The sequence below is a fragment of the Paenibacillus sp. SEL1 genome, assembly GCF_054602535.1.
In genome coordinates this window covers 500,609-521,442 of sequence record NZ_CM137723.1, presented here as the reverse complement: position 1 = coordinate 521,442, position 20,834 = coordinate 500,609, and the positions used below count along the sequence as shown (strand labels likewise).

Genomic DNA, 20,834 nt, shown 5'->3' with positions numbered 1-20,834 from the left:
ATACTGCGTGTAAACAAATATTATCTTTAGGAAAGTGGGAGGAACAAATTATGCAAACAACTTTTAGAATTACGGATGAAGACGGTATTCATGCACGTCCTGCAACTGCACTGGTAAATACAGCTAACAAATTCAGCGGTGCTGAATCTTTTGCCGAAGCTAACGGTAAAAAAGTAACTTTGAAATCCATTCTGGGTGTATTGTCTCTGGGTCTGGAACAAGGTGATACTATTAACATTATCTGCGAAGGCGCTGAAGCTGCCGAAGCACTGAAAGCTCTTGAAAATGTAATCGTTAACGAAGGGCTGGGCGAAGTTCATGCTTAAAATTTCCGGGATTGCCGCTTCGGCAGGCATAGCCATTGCCCGGGCGTTTATCTTGGAGCATCCGAATTACGCTGTAGAGAGACGCGCGGTTGGTGATGTTGAGGCTGAAATCGCGAGATTAGATGCGGCTTTGGTACAATCTCAAACCGAATTGGAATCGATTAAGGAGAAAACGCTTCAGGAGCTGGGAGAGAAAAAAGCAGAAATTTTTGCATCTCACCTGCTCATCCTGAATGATCCTGAATTGATCGATCCGGTTAAAGCTAAAATCAGAGACGAGCAGCTTAATGCTGACTATGCTTTGAATGAAGTAGCTACACAGTTCATTTCCATGTTTGAAAACATGAAAAGTGCCTATTTGCAAGAACGCGCATCGGACATGCGTGATGTAACCAAGCGGATCCTGAATCACCTGCTTGGTGTTCATTTTGTTAGTCCTGCAGAAATTGCCGAAGAAACGATTGTGCTTGCAGAAGATTTGACACCTTCCGACACAGCTCAGCTGAACCGTGAATTTGTTAAAGGTTTTGCAACGAACATCGGCGGACGTACTTCGCATTCGGCTATTATGGCTCGCTCACTTGAAATTCCTGCAGTTGTGGGAACGAAAAATATATTGTCTCAAGCTAAAAGCGGCGATTTGATTATCGTTGATGGTTTGGATGGTCACGTATTCGTGAACCCTACCGAAGAGATTGTTGCGGAATACCGTGCTAAACAGGTGGCATACGACAAGCAACGCGAAGAGTGGCGCAAGCTGCGCGGCGAAGCTACAGTTTCTGTCGATGGTGTCCATGTCGAACTGGCAGCCAATATTGGTACGCCTAATGATGTAGCTGGTGTTCTGGACAACGGTGGTGAAGGCGTTGGCTTGTACCGTACGGAATTCTTGTACATGGGACGCGATAAGCTTCCATCCGAAGAAGTACAGTATACGGCGTACAAAACCGTTCTGGAAAGAATGGAAGGTAAGCCGGTTGTAGTCCGTACTTTGGATATCGGTGGCGACAAAGAACTTCCTTATCTGGACCTGCCGAAAGAAATGAATCCGTTCCTCGGATTCCGTGCTATTCGTCTGTGTCTGGATCGCCAGGATATTTTCCGCACTCAATTGCGTGCTTTGTTGCGTGCGAGTGTGCATGGTAACCTGCGCATCATGTTCCCGATGATTGCTACGCTGAACGAATTCCGTGAAGCTAAAGCTGTTTTGTTGGAAGAAAAGGAAAAGTTGGTAGCCGAGGGTGTATCCGTATCTGAAGAAATTCAGTTGGGCATCATGGTAGAAATTCCTTCTACAGCGGTATTGGCTGACCAATTCGCAAAAGAAGTGGATTTCTTCAGTATCGGTACAAACGATCTCATTCAATACACAATGGCAGCGGATCGCATGAACGAGCGGGTTTCTTACCTGTATCAACCATACAATCCATCCATTCTGCGTCTGGTGAAAATGGTTATTGATGCCGCTCACCGTGAAGGACGTTGGGTTGGTATGTGTGGTGAAATGGCAGGAGATACAACAGCAATTCCGTTGCTGTTGGGTCTTGGACTTGATGAGTTCAGTATGAGCGCAACTTCCATTCTGCCAGCACGTAGCCAAATCTCCAAGTTGTCCCGTGCGGACATGGAAAAACTGGCTACAAAAGCTCTGGACATGCAAACAGCAGAACAGGTTGTTGAATTGGTTCAAAGCATCGAAGGCTAAGGAAGGGTATTACATTTCAAAGGTTATATCTTTTTCCAACAAAAAAATTGCTGTGTACATACAGCAGCCGGTATCTATTTAGATACCGGCTTTTTTGCATCCTTTAAGTAGAATTTGTTTTTAACTGCATGAGCAATTCAGTACAGGTTTGCGGGCCGCGGTAGTTTCGTCCAATCGTGTGACTGGAGTAGTATACGGTGCATTGAGCACCAGCTCAGGGTTCTCTTCCGCTTCCCGCGCAATATGAATCATAGTGTCGACAAAAGCATCAAGTGTTTCCTTACTTTCCGTCTCCGTGGGCTCGATCATGATGCACTCCTCTACATTCAGCGGGAAGTAAATTGTAGGCGGATGGTAGCCGAAATCAAGCAGCCGTTTGGCTACATCAAGCGTGCGCACTCCAAATTTTTTCAAGCCTCGCCCCGACATTACGAATTCGTGTTTGCAATGTCCAGGGTAGGGCAGGTCAAAATGTGGAGCGAGCCGATGCATCATGTAATTGGCATTGAGCACAGCGCATTCCGATACACGCTTTAAGCCATCAGGACCGTAGCTACGGATATAGGCGTAGGCACGAACGAGAATACCGAAGTTGCCGTAAAAGGCTTTAACCCGTCCAATAGAATCTCCCTGTTCCCGGTCCCAGTGGTACACCCCCTGCGAACCACGTACGACAAGCGGCTTGGGCAAATAAGGGATGAGCCGTTGCTTTACGCCGACAGGCCCAGCGCCGGGGCCGCCGCCGCCGTGCGGGGTACTCATCGTTTTGTGCAAATTGAGATGCACTACATCGAAGCCCATATCGCCGGGACGAGTAATTCCCATGATGGCGTTGGAGTTCGCCCCGTCATAGTAGAGCAGACCACCCGCGTCATGCACGATGGCAGCAATGTCAGTGATTTGCTTCTCGAATAGTCCAAGCGTGTTCGGGTTGGTCAGCATGAGCGCAGCGGTGTCGTTGCCTACGGCTTGACGTAGCGCATCCAGATCCACCAGCCCCTCAGGGGTGGAGGGAAGGGTGACTGTTTCGAAGCCCGCGACGGTTGCGCTGGCGGGGTTCGTTCCGTGCGAGGAATCCGGCACGAGCACCTTGGTACGTCGCTCACCACGTGCTTCGTGGTATGAGCGAATCATCATCAGCCCGGTCCATTCGCCATGGGCGCCCGCGGCAGGCTGAAGTGTGACGGCATCCATGCCAGTTAACGCAGCCAAATCATTTTGGAGCGTATGCAGCAGCTCCATAGCACCCTGGATGCTCTCCTCGGGCTGATATGGATGGATTTTGGCGAAGCCTGTATATCGGGCGACATCCTCATTCACTTTCGGATTGTATTTCATCGTACAGGAGCCGAGCGGATAAAATCCGTTGTCCACGCCGAAATTGCGCCGGGACAAGGCGGTATAATGCCGAATAACGTCTACTTCGTATACCTCGGGTAATGCCGCAGGTTCACTGCGCAGCGCATAATCTGGCAAAAGCTCTGCCACCGGGCGACGGGGAACGTCGCACTCGGGAAGAGAATAGGCGATGCGACCCGGACGGCTCAATTCAAAAATGAGCGCTTGATCGTGTTCCTTCAACAGCCCTTGTTTCTGATCCTGTCTGGTGTGTATCATAGCAATCCCCCCAAGGTGTGTACAAATTGGTCAATCTCCTCTTTGGTTCTTTGCTCCGTCACGGCAATCAACATGTGACCAGCAAGTTCCTCATAGTCCCGGCCCAAATCGTAGCCAGCGATAAATCCAGCAGCTAGCAACTCAGTCTGGAGTTTGCTCATATCTGTACCCTCAGGCAGTCTAAGGGCAAATTCGTTAAAAGTCGGTGCGTTAAACGAGGCTGTTACGCCCTTCAAGCTCAGCAATTGCTCTAAAGCATAACGGCTTTTATGCAAATTTAGCTCGGCTACTTCCTTGATCCCCTGTCTACCCATGACAGACAAGTACACAGATGCAGATAAAGCTAGCAACGCTTGATTGGAGCAAATGTTAGACGTGGCCTTTTCGCGGCGGATATGCTGTTCCCGCGCTTGCAAGGTCAGCACGAAGCCGCGTTTACCGTTACGGTCAGTGGTCTGACCCACAATACGGCCGGGGATACGGCGCATATGTGCCTGAGAAACGGCAAAGTATCCACAGGTCGGACCGCCGAGAGAAGAGGAGATGCCAAGTGGCTGCGCATCTCCTACCACAATATCCGCGCCCTGTTTGCCGGGTGTCTCCAGCAAGCCAAGTGCCAGTGGGTTGGCGCTGACGACCAAAAGACCTTTGTGCGCATGGATGAGATCAGCCATCGGCTTCAGGTTTTCCACGGCTCCGAAAAAGTTGGGGCTTTGGACTAAAACAGCCGCGGTCTGTTCTGATACGGCCGCCGCTAACGCATTAGCATCCGTTACGCCGTCCGAACAGCCGATTTCCACGATGTCCAAATCCAATCCGCGTGCATAGGCTGCCAATACCTGACGTGCCTCCGGATGGACGGACCTTGATACGATAAGCTGTTTACGGCGGGTAGCTGCGGCGGACAGTGAGCCCGCTTCCGCCAGTGCAGTCGCTCCGTCGTACATGCTGGCATTAGCTACAGCCATGCCCGTCAATTCGCAAATATACGACTGAAATTCGAAAATGGCTTGTAGCTCGCCTTGGCTTACTTCCGGCTGATAGGGGGTGTAGGCTGTATAGAATTCCGAGCGTGAAGTGATGTGCTGGATGACAGACGGAATATGATGATCATAAATTCCTGCGCCAAGAAAGCTGGCATGTGTGTCTGTATTGGCGTTGTGTCCAGCCAGCTCGGCCAAGTGGCGGGTTAAGGCTCTCTCGTCGAGTCGAGAAGAAAGAGGGAGTTCCCCTTGATATCGAATGGCCTCTGGAATGTCACTGAATAAATCATCGATGGATGAAATGCCGACCACACGCAGCATTTCGGTTTGATCCTGTTCAGTCATAGGGAGATAACGATGCTGCTTCATAGGTTCTGGCTCCTTTCGAAAAGCAAAATTTAAATCGTAAATTAGCTAATAAAAAAGTGTGAGATGGAAAACCCAGAAGTTCATATCTGACATGTTTGCTTTATTGAAATGAAGAGAGTTTAAGATCAGCGCGGACGTTTATAAAAGGGGGCTGCCACCACCTCGGCACGCAGGCGTTTGCCACGAATCTCAACCTCCAGCGGTGTGGAGAGGGCGCTAAAACGACTGTCTACCAAGGCGAGGCCGAGATTACGCTTCAAGGTGGGCGACTGAGTCCCCGTTGTGACCTCACCGATGTGTTGTCCTTCTGCGAATACCGGGTAATGGGCGCGTGGGATACCGCGATCCATCATTTCCAGCCCGATCAATTTGCGAGGAATCCCTTGATCTTTCTGACGTTGCAGTGCTTCTCTACCGATAAAATCTCCTTTATTCAGCTTGACGAAGAACCCTAGACCGGCTTCGAGTGGTGAAATCGTGGCAGATAACTCCTGTCCGTACAGCGGCAACCGTGCCTCAAAGCGTAGGGTATCCCGAGCACCAAGTCCAGCGGGAATCAGCCCATACGACTCACCGGAACGAAGCAAACCCTCCCATATGGCTGTTGCTTCCGCGGCAGGTACGTAAAATTCAAAACCGTCTTCACCCGTATATCCGGTTCGTGAGACGAGTGCTTTTGCTCCGAACAATGGCACATTCTCATGGAAGCGGAAAGATGCCAGATTCGTAATGTCCGTATCTGCCACGGCTGCGGCAATACGTGCTGCTTCCGGTCCTTGCAACGCCAGCAATGCTATCGCATCAGACACATTCTCCATGTGAACGGATGCAGGCATATGGCGAATTAGCCAATCCCAATCCTTATCGATGTTAGAGGCGTTCACAACGAGCATGTAGCGCTCCGGTCCTTTGCAGTAAACAAGCAGGTCGTCTACTACCCCTCCATCGGGGTAACACAGGAGTGAATATTGTGCCTGACCTGGTTCCAACTGGCTGACATCATTCGTGGTCATCCTTTGCAGAAAAGCTTCGGCCTCTTTGCCTTCAACCAAAAATTCGCCCATATGCGATACATCGAATAAACCCGCACGTTGCCGGACGGCCTCATGCTCCTTTTGAATGCCGCTAAACTGAACGGGGAGCTCCCAGCCGCCAAAGTCAATACAACGAACCCCAGACTGCGTCCCGTAGGACGAATATAGCGGTGTTTTTCGCAAATTAGTCATTTTTCCACTCCTATCCGGTGTGATCGGCTAAACAAAAAAGACAGGCCGAAAAAAACGTATAGACGGCAGTCTACACTCTTTTTTCAGCTCTGTCCTTGATACCAGAAAGTTACCCCGGTATGTACCGGGTTTCCCCTTGGGTGATCCGCTCCAATAGCGAATGCTCTCCAGAGATGCGTCCGGCAGAGGTCCTTTTGCCTGAGAGATTCACCTGCAATGCAGGCTTACTCCTTCGGCGCTACCTTCGGGATCAACAGTATATTACCTGGCTTTGCAGATAACAACTTGATCCGATTCGCGTGAACTTATGTTTCATAAGCCGCAACAGCTATGCGAATCTTTTTAGCAGTCTCTCCCTCCGCGTTCATCCGCGTTTGCAGTTGTCGGGGTGTTTCCCAAAGCATTTGCTATAACCCATTAATACGCAAATTCATTCAAAATGTCAATAAAAATGTCATCAAAAACAATAGAAAAAACATTTAATATATAAATAAGGATATGTAAGCGTTTGTTATAAGCTATCATATTTTTATATAGTACGCCATATGAGGTGATATGAAGTATTTTTGTTAGTATTATTGACATGAGTGTTCTTGTTGTCATAATCTTAACCTGTCTAATACAGGTGAGCAAAAGCGATTTTATTCATATGGAAGTGAGGGGAACAGGATGAGTGAAGTAAAGCAGCAACTTTGGTATACAGACGAACATGAGTGGGTTCAGCGCACAGCGGATGGGACGTTGCGGATTGGTATTACAGACTTTGCACAGCATCAACTGGGTGATATTGTTTTTGTAGAATTACCTGAGGTGGGAGTAACGATTGAGCAGGGAGCGGAGATCGGTACGATTGAATCGGTGAAGACGGTATCCGACCTTTTTGCTCCGGTGACGGGAACCGTATTAAAAGTGAATGAAGCGCTGGAAAGTACGCCTGAGCTAGTGAATGAATCTCCCTATGAAAAAGGTTGGATGATCGAAGTAGAGATGGGTAAAGATGTGGAGGAAGCATTGGGCAAGCTACTGTCTGCGGATCAATACGAGCAGTTGATTTCCGATGAGCAGTAATGGAGCAATGTAGTATGGAATAAGAGTGTTATTTGTCTGCTGATTTTTGTATACAACAGTCGCTATGATTTGACATAGCGGCTATTTTTTTGTCTTTTTTCAGACGTAATTACGTGTTTTATTCTGATGTAGAGGGTTGTCCCTATAGTAAGAATCATACATAATCCAGCACGGTTTTTCGACTATTTTCTATAGCTACAGGTCATATTAAGAAGAATTATGCAGGTATAATACCTTCTCGGATAATTTAAATTTAAATGTTGTCATCAACGTTCATGACGAAAGTACGTTTTCATTTCGTTGATGAAGATAGCGCTGTCATTTAGTATGAATTTTAAGAAAAGGTAGTGATGCTTACCTACAAGGAGGATTTGAATATGAGTACATTGGACGCAAAGCCAAGTTCAAAAGGAGGCACTCGTGTCGCCGTACAGCGTTTTGGCCGTTTTCTTAGCGGTATGGTTATGCCCAATATGGGAGCCTTTATCGCGTGGGGATTGATTACGGCACTCTTTATTCCGACCGGGTGGTTCCCGAACGAAGGTTTTGCACAACTGGTTGATCCGATGAAAAATTATTTGCTGCCGCTGCTGATTGGTTACACGGGAGGCACGATGATTCACGGACAACGTGGAGGTGTGATTGGTGCCATTATGACGATGGGTGTCATAGTGGGAGCCGATATCCCGATGTTCCTAGGCGCGATGGTCGCTGGTCCGCTGGCTGCGTGGATATTGAAGAAGTTCGACAAGGCCATTGAAGGCAAAGTCAGATCAGGCTTTGAAATGCTGGTCAATAATTTTTCGGCCGGGATTATCGGTGCCATTCTAGCACTGCTTGCCCATGTGGCGATCGGCCCGGTTGTACAAATGATCAGTCAAGTGTTGTCGGCAGGGGTACAGTTCCTCGTGAACGCAGGGCTATTGCCGCTTGTCAACCTCATTATTGAGCCCGGAAAAGTATTATTTTTAAACAACGCGCTGAATCACGGAGTATTAAGTCCGATTGCGTTGGAGGAAGCTGCAAGAACAGGGAAATCCGTACTGTTCATGCTGGAATCCAACCCTGGGCCGGGGCTCGGTATTTTGCTGGCCTACTGCCTGTTCGGTAAAGGCTCTGCGAAGTCGTCGGCTCCTGGCGCAGTCATCATTCATTTTTTCGGCGGGATTCATGAAATTTATTTCCCTTATATTTTGATGAAGCCGATTTTGATTCTTGCTGCTATAGCTGGGGGCGTTGTGGGAACCTTCTGTTTCATGTTGACAGGTGCCGGACTGGTTGCTGCTCCTTCGCCGGGCAGCATCATCGCCTATTTTCTAATGACGCCAAAAGGCGGATATTTGCCAATGCTAAGCGGGGTGATCGCTGCTGCGGTCGTATCTTTTGCTGTTGCCGCAGTGTTACTCAAGACTGGTAAGCAACAAGAAGAGGGGCTGGAGGAAGCTGCATCCCGCCTGAAAGATATGAAAAATCAAAGCAAGAGTGCAAGTGCTAACGCCACTGTAATGGAAGATAACCACGAATCTGATCGTGCTGCAGAAATTGCTGCAGATCGAACGCTCAAGGATAAATCCGAAGTGAACAAAATCGTCTTTTCCTGTGATGCAGGTATGGGTTCAAGCGCTATGGGTGCCTCGATTTTACGCAAAAAAATGAAGCAGGCGGGTGTGGGCGTAACAGTTACGAATACGGCAATCAGTGAAATTCCACAGGATGCGGATATTGTCATTACGCAAAAAACGTTGACAGACCGGGCTAAAACAGTAGCTCCGAGTGCTGAGCACATTTCCATTGACAATTTTCTGAAGAGTCCTGAATACGAAGCGCTGGTTGAACGTCTGAAATCCGATTCTTAATCCCCATCGAAGTCAGGCGGACTGTATGCAATGTACGTCTCCTGCTGGAGGGATGAGCTTGGGAAGGAACGGTATGCGCTTATGAATATTACGAAACGACAACGTGACATCGTGGAATATCTTCTGGAGCAGTCCAAAGAGGTTACAGCCGGGGAAATTGCTACGAAGATCAATGTCAGCACAAGGACGGTTCATCGGGAACTGGGTGCAGTCGAGCATTGGCTGGCAGCTCATGAGGTGAAGCTGGAGAAAAAGTCAGGGATCGGTATCTGTATAGATGCTGATCCAGCTCAGCTTGTATGCCTGCGAAAACAATTGCTGCATACGAAGTCAGACGAATATTCGGCTGAGGAGAGAAAGATCGTGGTACTCTGCATGCTGCTGGATACACGGGAGCCGATCAAGCTGTTGGCGCTGGCTTCAGATCTGAAAGTCACGGTAACTACGGTCAGTCATGATCTAGACGAATTGCAAGACTGGATTGAGGAACGTGGACTCATGCTTGTGCGCAGACGGGGGTACGGGGTCGAGATTACAGGGCGGGAGACAGACAAAAGACGGGCGATTTCCGAGCTGGCTCTCGAATATTTGGATGAATCCGATCTGTTTTCAGCCCGGGAAGAACTTCGTCCTGTAACCCGTGTTGCCGACAAGTTGCTGGAGATGATTGGCAGAGATAACCTGCTAATCGTGGAAAAGGCCCTCTGGCAGCCCCATGAAAAATGGTTGGAAAACATGGTGGAAAGCAAATACATGGAGCTGCTGATTCAAATTTGCGTTTCGCTGGTACGTCTGCGACTCGGGTATGTTATAGATCCTCTTCTCTCGTATTTAAAAACAGATTCGGATGAAAATATCATGCTTCGCACAGCTATGGTGGAACGCATATGCACGGAGTTGTCAGAGGCGCTGGATATTGAATTTCCAGAGCCGGAACGATCTTATCTCAGGCTGCTATTTCGTGATGCCGAAGATCACTCTACCCGACTACTGCCGTTGGATGATCTCGTACTGTTGGAGTCGGTTCATGAGTTGATTCGTCGTGTGGAGGAAGAGACAGGCACGCCATTGAAAGAGGACCGTGTTCTGCGTGAAGGACTGATTGCCCATATGGCTCCGGTATTCAAACGTTTGAAGGAAGGCAGGTCGATTCGTAACCCTCTCCTTCAGCAAATCCGCAAGGATTACAGCAGCTTATTCGAATCAGTGAAAAAGGCTGCGGCGAGCATGACAGAAATGAAAGTGCCTGATGAAGAGATCGGATTTCTCGTCATGCATTTCGGCGCTTCGCTGGAGCGGCTGCGACAATTGCGTCGGGAGGTGCGGGCCATTGTAGTCTGCACGAGCGGCATTGGATCATCCAGACTTCTGGCAACAAGGCTCGCCAAAGAGCTCCCACAGATCAAAATTGTGGATAGGGCTTCATGGTACGAGGCGGTGCGGATTCCCAAGGAGGATTATGATCTGATCATTTCGACAGTAGAGCTACCGCTTGAACCAGATCGGTATCTTAAGATCAGTCCGCTGCTAACGCAGGAGGAGGGTGACCGTCTGCGTCATTTCATCCAGCATATTACACTCCATCATCTCAATGATCATCAGCAGGAACAGGCCGTTCAGCCTGGTCAGGATATGGAGTGGCTTACCGGTCTGCGGAAAAGTCTCGAGGAAATTGTACACATTGTACAGCAATTTCAAGTATATCCGCTGGAAAATCAAGGGATGGATATGGCGGCGACCGTAGAGGCGATATGCATGCTGGAGGCGGGGCGGGGGAATGTTACAGAGCCTTCTGCGGTTGCTGCACAACTCATGGAAAGAGAGCGCCAAGGTAGTCAGGTGATCTCTGATACCTCTATTGCTTTAGTTCATACGCGTAGCCACTATATTCGCAAGCCTTCGCTTACCTTGTATAAGCTGGCAGAGCCGCTGTTGGCGGATACAGGTGAACAGGTAGAATGCGTGCTGCTCATGTTGGGGCCTCGTGAGCTGCCGAGAGAAAGCTTGGAGGTATTGAGCGAGATTAGTGCATTACTTTTGCAGGAAGACATGGTTACGCTACTGGAACACGGTAGCAGGGATCATATTGTCAATTATATATCGAGTGAGCTGGCTGAATTTTTCCACAGTAAATTAGGGACAGGGAGGAACCTACCGTGAGTATTATGACGATAGACAAAGTAAAAATGAACGCAACCGCCAAAGACAAATATGAGGCGATTCGTATGGCTGGACAAATCCTGCTGGATGCAGGACATATTTCAAGTGAGTACATTGACAAGATGCTGGAACGCGAGGAGATCGTGTCTACCTACATCGGGAATGGGCTGGCTATTCCACATGGCACCAAGGAATCCAAGACGCTTATTCAATCCACAGGCATCTCCATCGTTCAGTTCCCGCAAGGCGTAGATTTTGGGGAAGAGAAAGCATATATGGTGATCGGCATTGCAGCACAAGGCGGCGATCATATGGAGATTTTGACGAGTATCGCTGTGGTGTGTGCGGAGGAAGAAAATATGGATAAACTTCGCAACGCGGTGACCCCACAGGAAATTATAGATCTGTTCGAAAGTGAGCTGGAGCTATGAGAGCCGTCCACTTTGGAGCAGGAAATATCGGTCGCGGCTTTATCGGATTAATTCTGTCGCGTGCAGGCTATGAGGTTGTCTTTTCAGATGTCAACGACACCCTTGTATCCGAGTTACGCCGTCGTAAACAATATACCGTAGAGTTAGCCAATGATACAAAGGATACGGAGCTGGTCACGAATGTAACGGCGATTGACGGCAGAGATGCATCCGCTGTAGCGGATGCGGTAGACCATGCTGATCTGGTAACGACCGCGGTAGGGGTTAGCATCCTCAGGCATATTGCAGCAGGTATTGCCGAGGGAATAGCGCGGCGGGTGGAGCGAGGGGCAGGCCCGCTGCATGTGATTGCTTGCGAAAATGCAATCGGAGGCAGCGCCCAACTGAAAGAGCATGTTTTTGCGCTACTGGATGAGGCGACTCGTGCCAAGGCAGAGGCTTCGGTATATTTCCCCAATGCTGCTGTAGACCGGATTGTGCCGATCCAACACCACGAGGACCCGTTACATGTGCAGGTAGAGCCTTTTTACGAGTGGGTGGTGGATCGTTCACAAATGGCACCTGAGCATGAAGAAATCGAAGGTATCCTGTACGTGCAGGATCTAGAGCCTTACATTGAACGAAAGCTGTTCACGGTGAATACGGGGCATTGCGTGGCAGCCTATCTTGGTTATACCGCAGGTTATGCTACCATCCAGGAGGCCATGAAGGATAGCAAGGTGGTGGATTCGATACAAGGGTCACTGGAGGAGACAGGAGCAGTGCTTGTGAAGCGCTTCGGTTTGGATCAAGGGGAGCATAAGAAGTACATCTCTAAAATTTTGGATCGCTTCCGCAATCCTAATCTGACAGACGATGTTACTCGGGTCGGACGTTCACCGTTGCGCAAGCTGTCTCCCAATGATCGTCTTGTACGTCCCGCGCTCCAAGCGCAGGAGTATGGCATCCCTACGGATTATCTGGCGTTAGGAATGGCTGCTGCCTGTAAATTTGATATTACGGAAGACCCCGAGGCAGTCGAGCTTCAGCAGGTGATTCGTAGCGAAGGACTGGGTGCGGCGCTGACGCGTTATACTTCCATAACCGCAGACCACCCGTTACATCGGCAGGTATTGGAGCAATATGATATTATAAATTCATAAAACAACGAATTATCAACATCTACTTTCCGTAATCCTCTTGAAGACAAAGCATCCACATCAACACTAACGTGTTCTGTAGGGATGTGCTTCAAGAGGATTTTTATATGCGTGATTTACATCACATAACAACCTGCTTAAATTGTTTATATTGATAATGATTATCATTATCTATGAAATGAAATCATTACTATTATAACTATTAGGGAGGATTATAGTGAAACCGATCTATATTACCTTAGGGTTTTTATTTTTGGCGCTTGGAGTTATTGGTGTAGTGCTACCGTTGCTACCGACTACACCGTTTCTGCTGCTAGCGACCTTTTTCTTTATGCGGGGGTCCGAAAGGATTCACCAGTGGTTTTCGAATACCTCTCTGTACCAAAAGCATCTAGAGAGTTTTGTTCAAACAAGATCGTTGAAGCTGTCTATGAAAATCACGACATTGGGCTTAGCGTCAGCGATGCTGATTACAGGCTTTATTTTCACGCCTAATGTGTGGGGGAAAGCGCTCATCGTCTTGGTCATCCTTTTTAAATATTATTACTTTATATTCCGCATCGGAACAATAAGAAATGCTGCAGCAGAAATAACGCCTTCATGTTCATCTGAACCTATACCTACACCTACTCCTAAAAAAAGGTCTAAAATGGTCGACAGCCGTCTGCTCGGTCTAGTGGAACATTCTCGGAAATATATCGTCTTGGGTGTGCTTGTGCAGTGGATCGGTCTTTTGGGGAGTATAGCCGCTGTGTTGTCTATGGCCTTTGTTATGCAGCAGGCATGGGAAGGACAAGTGACTCGCAAGCTGATTCTATCTATGACGGTCATTGTTATTGCTGCTATTGCAGTTCGCTGCCTGAGCAATTATGCAGCCAGTATGTTATCCTGTCGTGCTTCGGTAAATGCTAAAAAAACGCTGCGCTCGCAAATTTACGGCAAGTTGCTGAAGATGGGACCCGCATATACAGATCATACCTCCACCTCGGGGGTTATTCAGGTTGCTGTAGAAGGGGTAGAGCAGCTTGAAACCTATTTCGGTAGATATATGCCCCAGCTATTTTACAGTCTGCTTGCCCCCGTCACGTTATTCATCACTCTCTCTTTTGTCAGCTTCAAAGCAGCCATTATACTATTGATCTGCGTTCCCTTAATTCCAGTGTCGATCATTGTCATTATGAGGATGGCTAAAAAGTTGTTTCGGAAATATTGGGGCAGTTACGTCAATCTGGGCCACAGCTTTTTGGAGAATGTACAAGGTCTGACTACGCTCAAAATGTACGGAACAGACCAGGATAAACATCAGGAAATGAACACAGCAGCTGAGGACTTTCGCAAAATGACGATGAAAGTGCTGACTATGCAGCTTAACTCCGTGGCCATTATGGATCTTATCGCATTTGGTGGTGCTGCTGCGGGTGTACTGGTCGCGATAAGTGAATATTCTTCAGGTCATATTGGCTTGGCAGGAGCGATCATCATTGTTTTGCTGTCAGCAGAATTTTTCATTCCGCTGCGTTTACTGGGTTCTTACTTCCATATCGCCATGAACGGAATGGCAGCAAGCGACAAAATATTTCAAATGTTGAGTACAGAGGATCTTATACAAGGACAAGAAAGCATAGAAAACACAGATATTCGACTGAAACAGGTGAGTTTCGCCTACGACGAAAGAGATACCTTACGAAATATATCCATGGATATCCCCCAGGGCAGCTTGGTTTCAATTGTTGGGGAATCAGGCTCTGGTAAAAGTACGGTAGCCGGATTGATCGTTGGGCATCACGAGGGGTATCGAGGAAGTCTGACGATTGGAGGAACCGAGCTTACTGATATTTCGGAAGAAAGCCGCATGCGTCACATGACCTGGATCGGTTTTAACAGTTATATTTTTAAAGGCACAGTGGAAGCAAATTTAAAAATGGGCAATGAGTACGCGGATGAGCAACAAATGCTGGAAGCTTTGCAACAAGTGAAGCTGTATGATTTTATTCTCTCAGAAGGAGGACTGGAAGCAGAACTGGAGGAGCAGGGGGCAAATCTGTCAGGAGGACAGCGCCAACGGCTAGCACTAGCCAGAGCATTGCTGCATGATAGTCGTGTGTACATTTTTGACGAAGCCACCTCTAACATTGACAGTGAGAGTGAGGAAGGCATTATGGAGGTAATACATGCGCTGGCAGGTCAAAAAACAGTGATTCTTATCTCTCATAGACTGGAAAATGTAGTTCAATCCGACTGTATCTATGTGCTGCAAAACGGATTGGTGGCAGAATCCGGAACGCATCATGAACTGTTGAGCCAGCAAGGGCACTATGCGGATATGTATCTCAGTCAACACCGGGTAGAGCAGTTTGCAAAAGGAGGGGCTGTATATGCGTAGACACGGATTACGGATCATGGGCCAATTATTGGTATTGGCGGGACCTCTTTTACCTGTACTGCTCATCACGATTGTGACAGGAGTGCTTGGTTTTATTTGTGCTATTGGCATTATAGTGTATGGAGCCCTTGCTCTGCTTACAGCAACGGGCATCACGACAGGCTACACCATGTTGTTTTTGCTGACGTCGATCGTGGTTTGTGCCGTACTGCGCGGCGTATTCCGTTATGGCGAGCAAATGAGTGGTCATTATCTCGCTTTCAAGCTACTGGCTGTACTGCGTGACAAGGTGCTTCAAGCCCTGCGCAGACTCGCTCCAGCCAAATTGGAAGGCAAGGACAAGGGGAATCTGATATCACTCATTACGAGTGATATTGAGCTGCTGGAAGTATTTTATGCGCATACGATAGCGCCTGTAATGATCGGCATCATCACTTCACTGCTCATGGTATTTTTTATCGGTTCTTATGAGCCTCTATTAGGCTGGCTCGCTGCGCTTGCTTATCTAACTGTCGGTTTATTTATTCCCTTACTCACGTCACGTATGGGCAAACGTCAGGGGATGGAATACCGAAGCAGCTTTGGCAAGCTGAGCAGTTACTTTTTGGACAGCTTACGGGGTATGAAGGAAATTGTGCAATATGGACAAGGAGAACAACGTTTGAATGAGATTAACCGTCGCACGGATCAATTGGATGCCAAGCAGAAGGACTTGAAGCATCATGAAGGCATCACAAGAGCGATTACAGATGCGGCTGTAGTTGGATTCTCATTCTTGATGCTGCTGGCTGGCTTGTACGGTATGTCTAATGGTCAGGTTGACTTTACAGGTATGCTAATTTCTGTCATTGCACTGTTTAGTTCATTTGGTCCGGTCGTCGCACTGAGCAACTTGTCCAACAATTTGCTTCAAACGCTGGCGAGCGGGGAACGAGTGTTGAGTCTATTGGAGGAAACCCCGGAGGTTGAGGAAAATATCGAAGGGATGAGTGTTGCCTTTACTGGGGCACGAGTAGACAAGGTGACTTTTGCATACGATGGTCAAACGGTGCTGAATGATGTAAGTCTCACGATACCGCATAAGCGGATTTTAGGCATTCAGGGTAAAAGCGGCTCTGGCAAGTCTACATTGCTAAAGTTGCTGATGCGATTTAGGGACCCGCAGCAAGGTGAAATTTTGCTATCCGGACACGATTTGAAGGAAATTGGGACCCGACATTTGAGAGGATTACAGAGCTATGTAGACCAGCATACGTTCCTGTTTGATGATTCAATTGCAGCTAATATCAAAATCGGAAAGCCTGATGCTACACATGAGCAGGTGGTGGAAGCAGCACGTAAGGCATCCGTGCACGATTTTATTATGACCTTGCCTCAAGGGTATGACAGCCGAGTTGGAGAATTGGGGGACAGGCTGTCCGGTGGAGAACGTCAACGCTTGGGACTGGCCAGAGCCTTTGTCCATAATGCGCCTCTCTTACTGCTCGACGAGCCTACCAGCAATTTGGACAGCCTGAACGAGGCAATTATTTTAAAATCGTTAAAGGAACAGCAGCAAGATAAAACGATTGTCCTTGTTTCGCACCGAAGTTCTACCATGCGGATTGCAGACGATATTTTTGAAATGGATAACCGTAGATTGTCCTGACTTTTCTAACTATTGTTATACCTTAAGGGCAAAAGCTGTAGCCTGTTCATAGTTTTGTCATAAAATGGAGTGTGCGTTGAGATGGAAGCGTCATCCTTATTTAAATCATCCAGCTTTTCAAACTTGTCTTATTTTGATAGCCTATTAGGTGAAGATTTTACAAAATCCTGAGGTATATTGACAAGTCATAAACATCATAAATGATGGATGAACAGAGGCTGTAAGCCGATGTACAGAAATGGGTGGTGAACAGGAATGTCAGATTTCAATCAGCTCAATGAGCTTGAGCACACAACATATCCCATATATGAAGGCTATGATTTGGGTCTTACTTATACGCCTGCGGGCAGCAAGTTCAAGGTATGGGCACCGACTGCGCAGCAGGTCCATATAGCGTTGTATAACGATGCGGGGGTGTACGATCAGGAGGGGAACGTTCAGGAGCACAGCGGTGGTCAGGAATTTCTCATGAGCCGTGGTGATCAAGGTGTATGGTCTATAGAGCTGGAAGGGGACTGGAACAAATATTATTACATGTACAGGCTGGAGTGGGCGGACAACACCATTCATTATGCTGCCGATCCATATGCCACAGGGGTATCAGCCAACGGGCAGCGTACAGCGATCATTGATTTGGCTCAAACCAACCCGGACGGATGGGAATTGGATGCGGGGCCTACCCTTAAGCGGCCGACAGATGCCATTCTCTATGAGCTTCATGTGCGTGATTTTTCGATGGATACCCATTTTAATACGGGGAAAAAAGACTTATCTGCTGCTCAGGGACGGTTTGAGGCCTTTACGTATACGGGATTGAAGGATACTGAGGGGAACAGCATCGGGCTGGATCATCTGCTGGAGCTGGGCATTACACATGTTCATTTGCTTCCAGTGGCTGATTTTCATACGGTGAATGACTTTGCAGAATTAGAAACTGAATATAACTGGGGCTATGATCCGCAACATTATAATGTGCCGGAGGGGTCTTATTCTTCCAATCCGGCTGATCCGGAGACACGCATACGAGAGCTGAAACTGCTGGTACAGTCTTTGCATACTGCCGGCATCGGTGTCATTATGGACGTCGTGTACAACCATACTTATTCGGTGGAACAGGGGCCATTTGAGCCTGTTGTACCTGGATATTATTACCGCACGGATGAGCAAGGGCAGCTCACCAATGGATCAGGTGTAGGTAATGAGGTGGCAACCGAACGTCCGATGGTGCGCAAGTATATCAAGGATTCACTACGCTATTGGGCAGAGGAATATCATATAGACGGCTTTCGATTTGATCTGATGGGGCTGATTGATACACCGACCGTAGAGCAGCTTACCCAGGAGCTTCGCTCTGAAGTGCGTCCCGATCTGCTGATCTATGGTGAGCCTTGGACGGGAGGAGAATCTCCGCAACCCTTGCTTACGCTAAAAGGAACGCAACGCGACAAAGGCTTTGCCGTTTTTAACGACAACTACCGTTCTGCTATTAAGGGAGATAGCGACGGTACTGGGAGCGGGTTTGCCACGGGGGCAGAACATCAGGAGGAGCAGGTGCTCAAAGGTACTTTTGGGGCTATTCATGATTTCACAGCTCAGCCATCGGAGACCGTCAATTATGTAACTGCCCACGATAATCTCAATCTGTGGGATAAAATTTTGACGGTAAGACAATTGCGGGAGCACTGTCGTTTTCCACAATGGGAGCAGGGGAAGCCACAGGATGGGAGGACACCTGAACAAGCTGTTGCCGAAGCAGACCCGTATTGGGAACTGGATGAAGATAACTTGCTAGAGAACGAAACCGTACGCAAGTCCCTGTTGGCTAACGGTATGGTACTCACATCCCAAGGCATTCCTTTTATTCATGCAGGGGATGAACTGCTGCGCTCCAAATATGGAGACCATAATAGCTACCGAAGCCCAGATGTGGTGAATGCCATCCATTGGCATAACAAGGCGAGGTTTCGCCCAGTGTTTGATTACTACCAAGGTTTAATTGCTTTGCGGCGCAACCACCCGGCATTCCGAATGGACCATCGTGAGCTAGTGGAGCAGCATATGGAAGTGCTGCAAAGCAGTGGGCATGTGGTGGCTTTTGCTTTGAGGCACCATGCTAACGGCGATGCCTGGAATCATATTGTGGTGATTTATAACGGCTCGGATACAGAGCAAACGATATTATTGCCTGCGGAATCGGATCGTTGGCGTGTGGTCGTGGACGCACACGGGGCTGGTAATGAGACCCGGTATGAAGTGGTAGGCCATCGTGTGACTGTATCGCGCTGGTCGATGATGGTGTTATATGATCAGGAAGAACCTGCACGAGTCTCCTTTTTGACTGAACAAGATCAGGTTAATCGTCAGGCGGAGAACGAATTGGAAGACTCGGATGAGGGAATAGATCAAGAAATTGCAGGTACAGCCATGGCGTTGACAGATATGCAGCTTGGAAACGATAGGGAAGTCGCGCCATTTCGCACGATTGAACTGATATACGAGCGTGCAGATCGGCAATACACTGGCTGGAACGTATGGGTATGGGGAACTGGGCACCGCGACGGACATGTTGAATTTCGTGATTTGGATGACGGTCGTGCAATAGCGCGTATTCAGGTGTCTCCTGATATACAGCGAATTGGCTACATTGTCCGGCTTAATCACTGGGATGCCAAGGATGTTGAGGCAGATCGCTATATTGATATAGACCTGAACCAGTCTGTGATGCAGGTATTGATTCATAGTGGCAGAGAAGAATATTTGCTACTGGTAAATGATAATCGGGCCGGATAGACTTGTATGCTTGGTCGCTATATATACGAAAGTAGCATTTTTCGATTATTTCGAGAAATGCTATTTTTTTATGTAAACGTGTGTCAGTTTCAGAAAAAAGGGGTAAAATAGAATTATGGACTTGTTTAGTTTTGCCAGCTTGCTGGCTTATATCCTGTAGTACGACTGGTAAACAGGCAAGATTCTTGGAGGAAAATCATTTGTAAGGTAACCTGAAGGAGGTTGTATATCATGAGTTCTAATGGAGGAAGTATTCAACTGACCGCCCAGCCGAGAACAGAGAAGAAGGGTTCGGCTATTCGTGAATTGAGGTTAAAAGGACGGATTCCAGCTGTGGTTTACGGCTCTGAGCTTGAAGGAACCCCTGTACATGTCGATGCCAAGGAATTTAATAAAGTAGTCAAAACCGGACGTTCAGAGGTGTTCAACCTCACTGTAGAGGGTGGAGAAACCATTCCGGTTATTATTAAAGATTATCAACAGCGTGACACCCAATGGCTGCATGCCGATTTTTTGAAAATTGCCAAAAACAAACCGCTTCGCGTGCGTGTTTCTATTGATTATCAGGGTACACCTGTAGGTACAAAAACAGGCGGTATTCTGCAAGTTCAGGAAACGGAAGTTGAAGTCGAAGGCCTTCCTGCTGATTTACCATCTACCATTGAAGTGGATGTATCCGCACTGGATGTTGGCGACAAGCTGAGCGCTAGCGACTTGAAGCTCCCTAAAGGAGTAACACTGCACGTCCCTGAAGAAGAACTGCTTGCTTCTATTATCGTTCCGCGTGCAGTTGAAGTAGAAAATGCTGCTGTGGAAGGTGATGCAGCGGCAACTGAAGGCACTGAAGAGGCTTCCGAAAACAAGGAATCCTAATGTTTTCAGTTGGTTTATGAATCTTTTTCAATTGCAGAAGATCATCAAAAAGGTATTCAAAATCGCTCCCTGCTAGGGGGCGATTTTTTGCATTCATTTATTTACACTTACATACTCTTTCTCTTTAAAAAGTTGTCCTGTTGTGATTTGGTGTTTAAAAGGGAATGTGGTGTTCGTACGATTTTCATTCAATACGCGTTCTGATATGACGATATATATAGTATGGTATTTACATTTTTATTTTATAAATACCTAATATA

14 protein-coding genes and 1 riboswitch are annotated in these 20,834 nt (G+C 47.7%); of the genes, 11 read left to right on the top strand and 3 right to left on the bottom strand.

Features of this window, described 5'->3' with window-relative positions; all coding sequences use genetic code 11:
• Window positions 1-50 precede the first annotated feature (50 nt).
• Complete coding sequence (locus ACYCSE_RS02340; protein ID WP_013372579.1) at window positions 51-326, top strand: HPr family phosphocarrier protein; 276 nt, start codon at window positions 51-53, stop codon at window positions 324-326.
• A complete protein-coding gene (gene ptsP, locus ACYCSE_RS02335; RefSeq protein ID WP_103049341.1) occupies window positions 319-2,031 on the top strand; it encodes a phosphoenolpyruvate--protein phosphotransferase in 1,713 nt (570 codons plus the stop codon). The genes ACYCSE_RS02340 and ptsP overlap by 8 nt, the downstream gene beginning before the upstream one ends.
• 120 nt (window positions 2,032-2,151) lie before the next feature.
• On the opposite strand, the gene gcvPB is transcribed toward ptsP, so the two are convergent.
• The 3 genes from gcvPB to gcvT all read right to left on the bottom strand — a co-directional run bounded on the left by gcvPB (window position 2,152) and on the right by gcvT (window position 6,226).
• Window positions 2,152-3,648, bottom strand: a complete 1,497-nt coding sequence (gene gcvPB, locus ACYCSE_RS02330) for an aminomethyl-transferring glycine dehydrogenase subunit GcvPB (protein WP_459701189.1) — start codon at window positions 3,646-3,648, stop codon at window positions 2,152-2,154.
• On the bottom strand, window positions 3,645-5,000 hold the full coding sequence (gene gcvPA, locus ACYCSE_RS02325) for an aminomethyl-transferring glycine dehydrogenase subunit GcvPA (protein ID WP_459701186.1): 1,356 nt from the start codon (window positions 4,998-5,000) through the stop codon (window positions 3,645-3,647). The genes gcvPB and gcvPA overlap by 4 nt, the downstream gene beginning before the upstream one ends.
• Window positions 5,001-5,125: 125 nt before the next feature.
• The gene (gcvT, locus tag ACYCSE_RS02320) at window positions 5,126-6,226 is read right to left on the bottom strand and encodes a glycine cleavage system aminomethyltransferase GcvT (RefSeq protein ID WP_459701184.1); all 1,101 of its coding nucleotides are present in this window, start codon (window positions 6,224-6,226) and stop codon (window positions 5,126-5,128) included.
• A 176-nt stretch (window positions 6,227-6,402) separates the two neighbouring features.
• A riboswitch (glycine riboswitch) is annotated at window positions 6,403-6,501 on the bottom strand.
• Between the two features lie 394 nt (window positions 6,502-6,895).
• Between gcvT and gcvH the strand changes: the two genes are divergently transcribed.
• The 9 genes from gcvH (at window position 6,896) to ACYCSE_RS02275 (ending at window position 20,574) form a co-directional block, all read left to right on the top strand.
• Window positions 6,896-7,294: a glycine cleavage system protein GcvH gene (gene gcvH / locus ACYCSE_RS02315; protein WP_069290174.1), complete on the top strand. Its 399-nt coding sequence runs from the start codon at window positions 6,896-6,898 to the stop codon at window positions 7,292-7,294.
• 377 nt (window positions 7,295-7,671) lie between these two features.
• Window positions 7,672-9,150: a PTS mannitol transporter subunit IICB gene (locus ACYCSE_RS02310; RefSeq protein ID WP_459701182.1), complete on the top strand. Its 1,479-nt coding sequence runs from the start codon at window positions 7,672-7,674 to the stop codon at window positions 9,148-9,150.
• Between the two features lie 81 nt (window positions 9,151-9,231).
• The gene (locus ACYCSE_RS02305; RefSeq protein WP_459701180.1) at window positions 9,232-11,310 is read left to right on the top strand and encodes a BglG family transcription antiterminator; all 2,079 of its coding nucleotides are present in this window, start codon (window positions 9,232-9,234) and stop codon (window positions 11,308-11,310) included.
• Window positions 11,307-11,741, top strand: coding sequence for a PTS sugar transporter subunit IIA (locus tag ACYCSE_RS02300; protein WP_235308869.1), 435 nt, complete (start codon window positions 11,307-11,309; stop codon window positions 11,739-11,741). The genes ACYCSE_RS02305 and ACYCSE_RS02300 overlap by 4 nt, the downstream gene beginning before the upstream one ends.
• Window positions 11,738-12,883 (top strand): mannitol-1-phosphate 5-dehydrogenase, encoded by a 1,146-nt coding sequence (locus ACYCSE_RS02295; protein ID WP_061828701.1) that lies wholly within the window; start codon window positions 11,738-11,740, stop codon window positions 12,881-12,883. Before ACYCSE_RS02300 ends, ACYCSE_RS02295 begins: the two co-directional genes overlap by 4 nt.
• Before the next feature lie 214 nt (window positions 12,884-13,097).
• A complete protein-coding gene (locus ACYCSE_RS02290; RefSeq protein ID WP_459701177.1) occupies window positions 13,098-15,263 on the top strand; it encodes a DUF454 family protein in 2,166 nt (721 codons plus the stop codon).
• On the top strand, window positions 15,256-16,911 hold the full coding sequence (locus ACYCSE_RS02285) for an amino acid ABC transporter ATP-binding/permease protein (RefSeq protein ID WP_254328708.1): 1,656 nt from the start codon (window positions 15,256-15,258) through the stop codon (window positions 16,909-16,911). Before ACYCSE_RS02290 ends, ACYCSE_RS02285 begins: the two co-directional genes overlap by 8 nt.
• 255 nt (window positions 16,912-17,166) lie before the next feature.
• Window positions 17,167-19,701 carry a type I pullulanase gene (gene pulA, locus ACYCSE_RS02280; protein WP_459701175.1) on the top strand — a complete coding sequence of 845 codons (2,535 nt, stop codon included), beginning with the start codon at window positions 17,167-17,169 and terminating at the stop codon, window positions 19,699-19,701.
• Window positions 19,702-19,932: 231 nt separating this feature from the next.
• Window positions 19,933-20,574, top strand: a complete 642-nt coding sequence (locus ACYCSE_RS02275; RefSeq protein ID WP_459701173.1) for a 50S ribosomal protein L25 — start codon at window positions 19,933-19,935, stop codon at window positions 20,572-20,574.
• The last annotated feature ends 260 nt before the right edge of the window (window positions 20,575-20,834 follow it).

Coding starts and splice junctions, on each gene's coding strand:
- ACYCSE_RS02340 (WP_013372579.1), top strand. CDS start 51: ATGCAAACAACTTTTAGAATTACGGATGAAGACGGTATTCATGCACGT.
- ptsP (WP_103049341.1), top strand. CDS start 319: ATGCTTAAAATTTCCGGGATTGCCGCTTCGGCAGGCATAGCCATTGCC.
- gcvPB (WP_459701189.1), bottom strand. CDS start 3,648: ATGATACACACCAGACAGGATCAGAAACAAGGGCTGTTGAAGGAACAC.
- gcvPA (WP_459701186.1), bottom strand. CDS start 5,000: ATGAAGCAGCATCGTTATCTCCCTATGACTGAACAGGATCAAACCGAA.
- gcvT (WP_459701184.1), bottom strand. CDS start 6,226: ATGACTAATTTGCGAAAAACACCGCTATATTCGTCCTACGGGACGCAG.
- gcvH (WP_069290174.1), top strand. CDS start 6,896: ATGAGTGAAGTAAAGCAGCAACTTTGGTATACAGACGAACATGAGTGG.
- ACYCSE_RS02310 (WP_459701182.1), top strand. CDS start 7,672: ATGAGTACATTGGACGCAAAGCCAAGTTCAAAAGGAGGCACTCGTGTC.
- ACYCSE_RS02305 (WP_459701180.1), top strand. CDS start 9,232: ATGAATATTACGAAACGACAACGTGACATCGTGGAATATCTTCTGGAG.
- ACYCSE_RS02295 (WP_061828701.1), top strand. CDS start 11,738: ATGAGAGCCGTCCACTTTGGAGCAGGAAATATCGGTCGCGGCTTTATC.
- ACYCSE_RS02285 (WP_254328708.1), top strand. CDS start 15,256: ATGCGTAGACACGGATTACGGATCATGGGCCAATTATTGGTATTGGCG.
- pulA (WP_459701175.1), top strand. CDS start 17,167: ATGTCAGATTTCAATCAGCTCAATGAGCTTGAGCACACAACATATCCC.
- ACYCSE_RS02275 (WP_459701173.1), top strand. CDS start 19,933: ATGAGTTCTAATGGAGGAAGTATTCAACTGACCGCCCAGCCGAGAACA.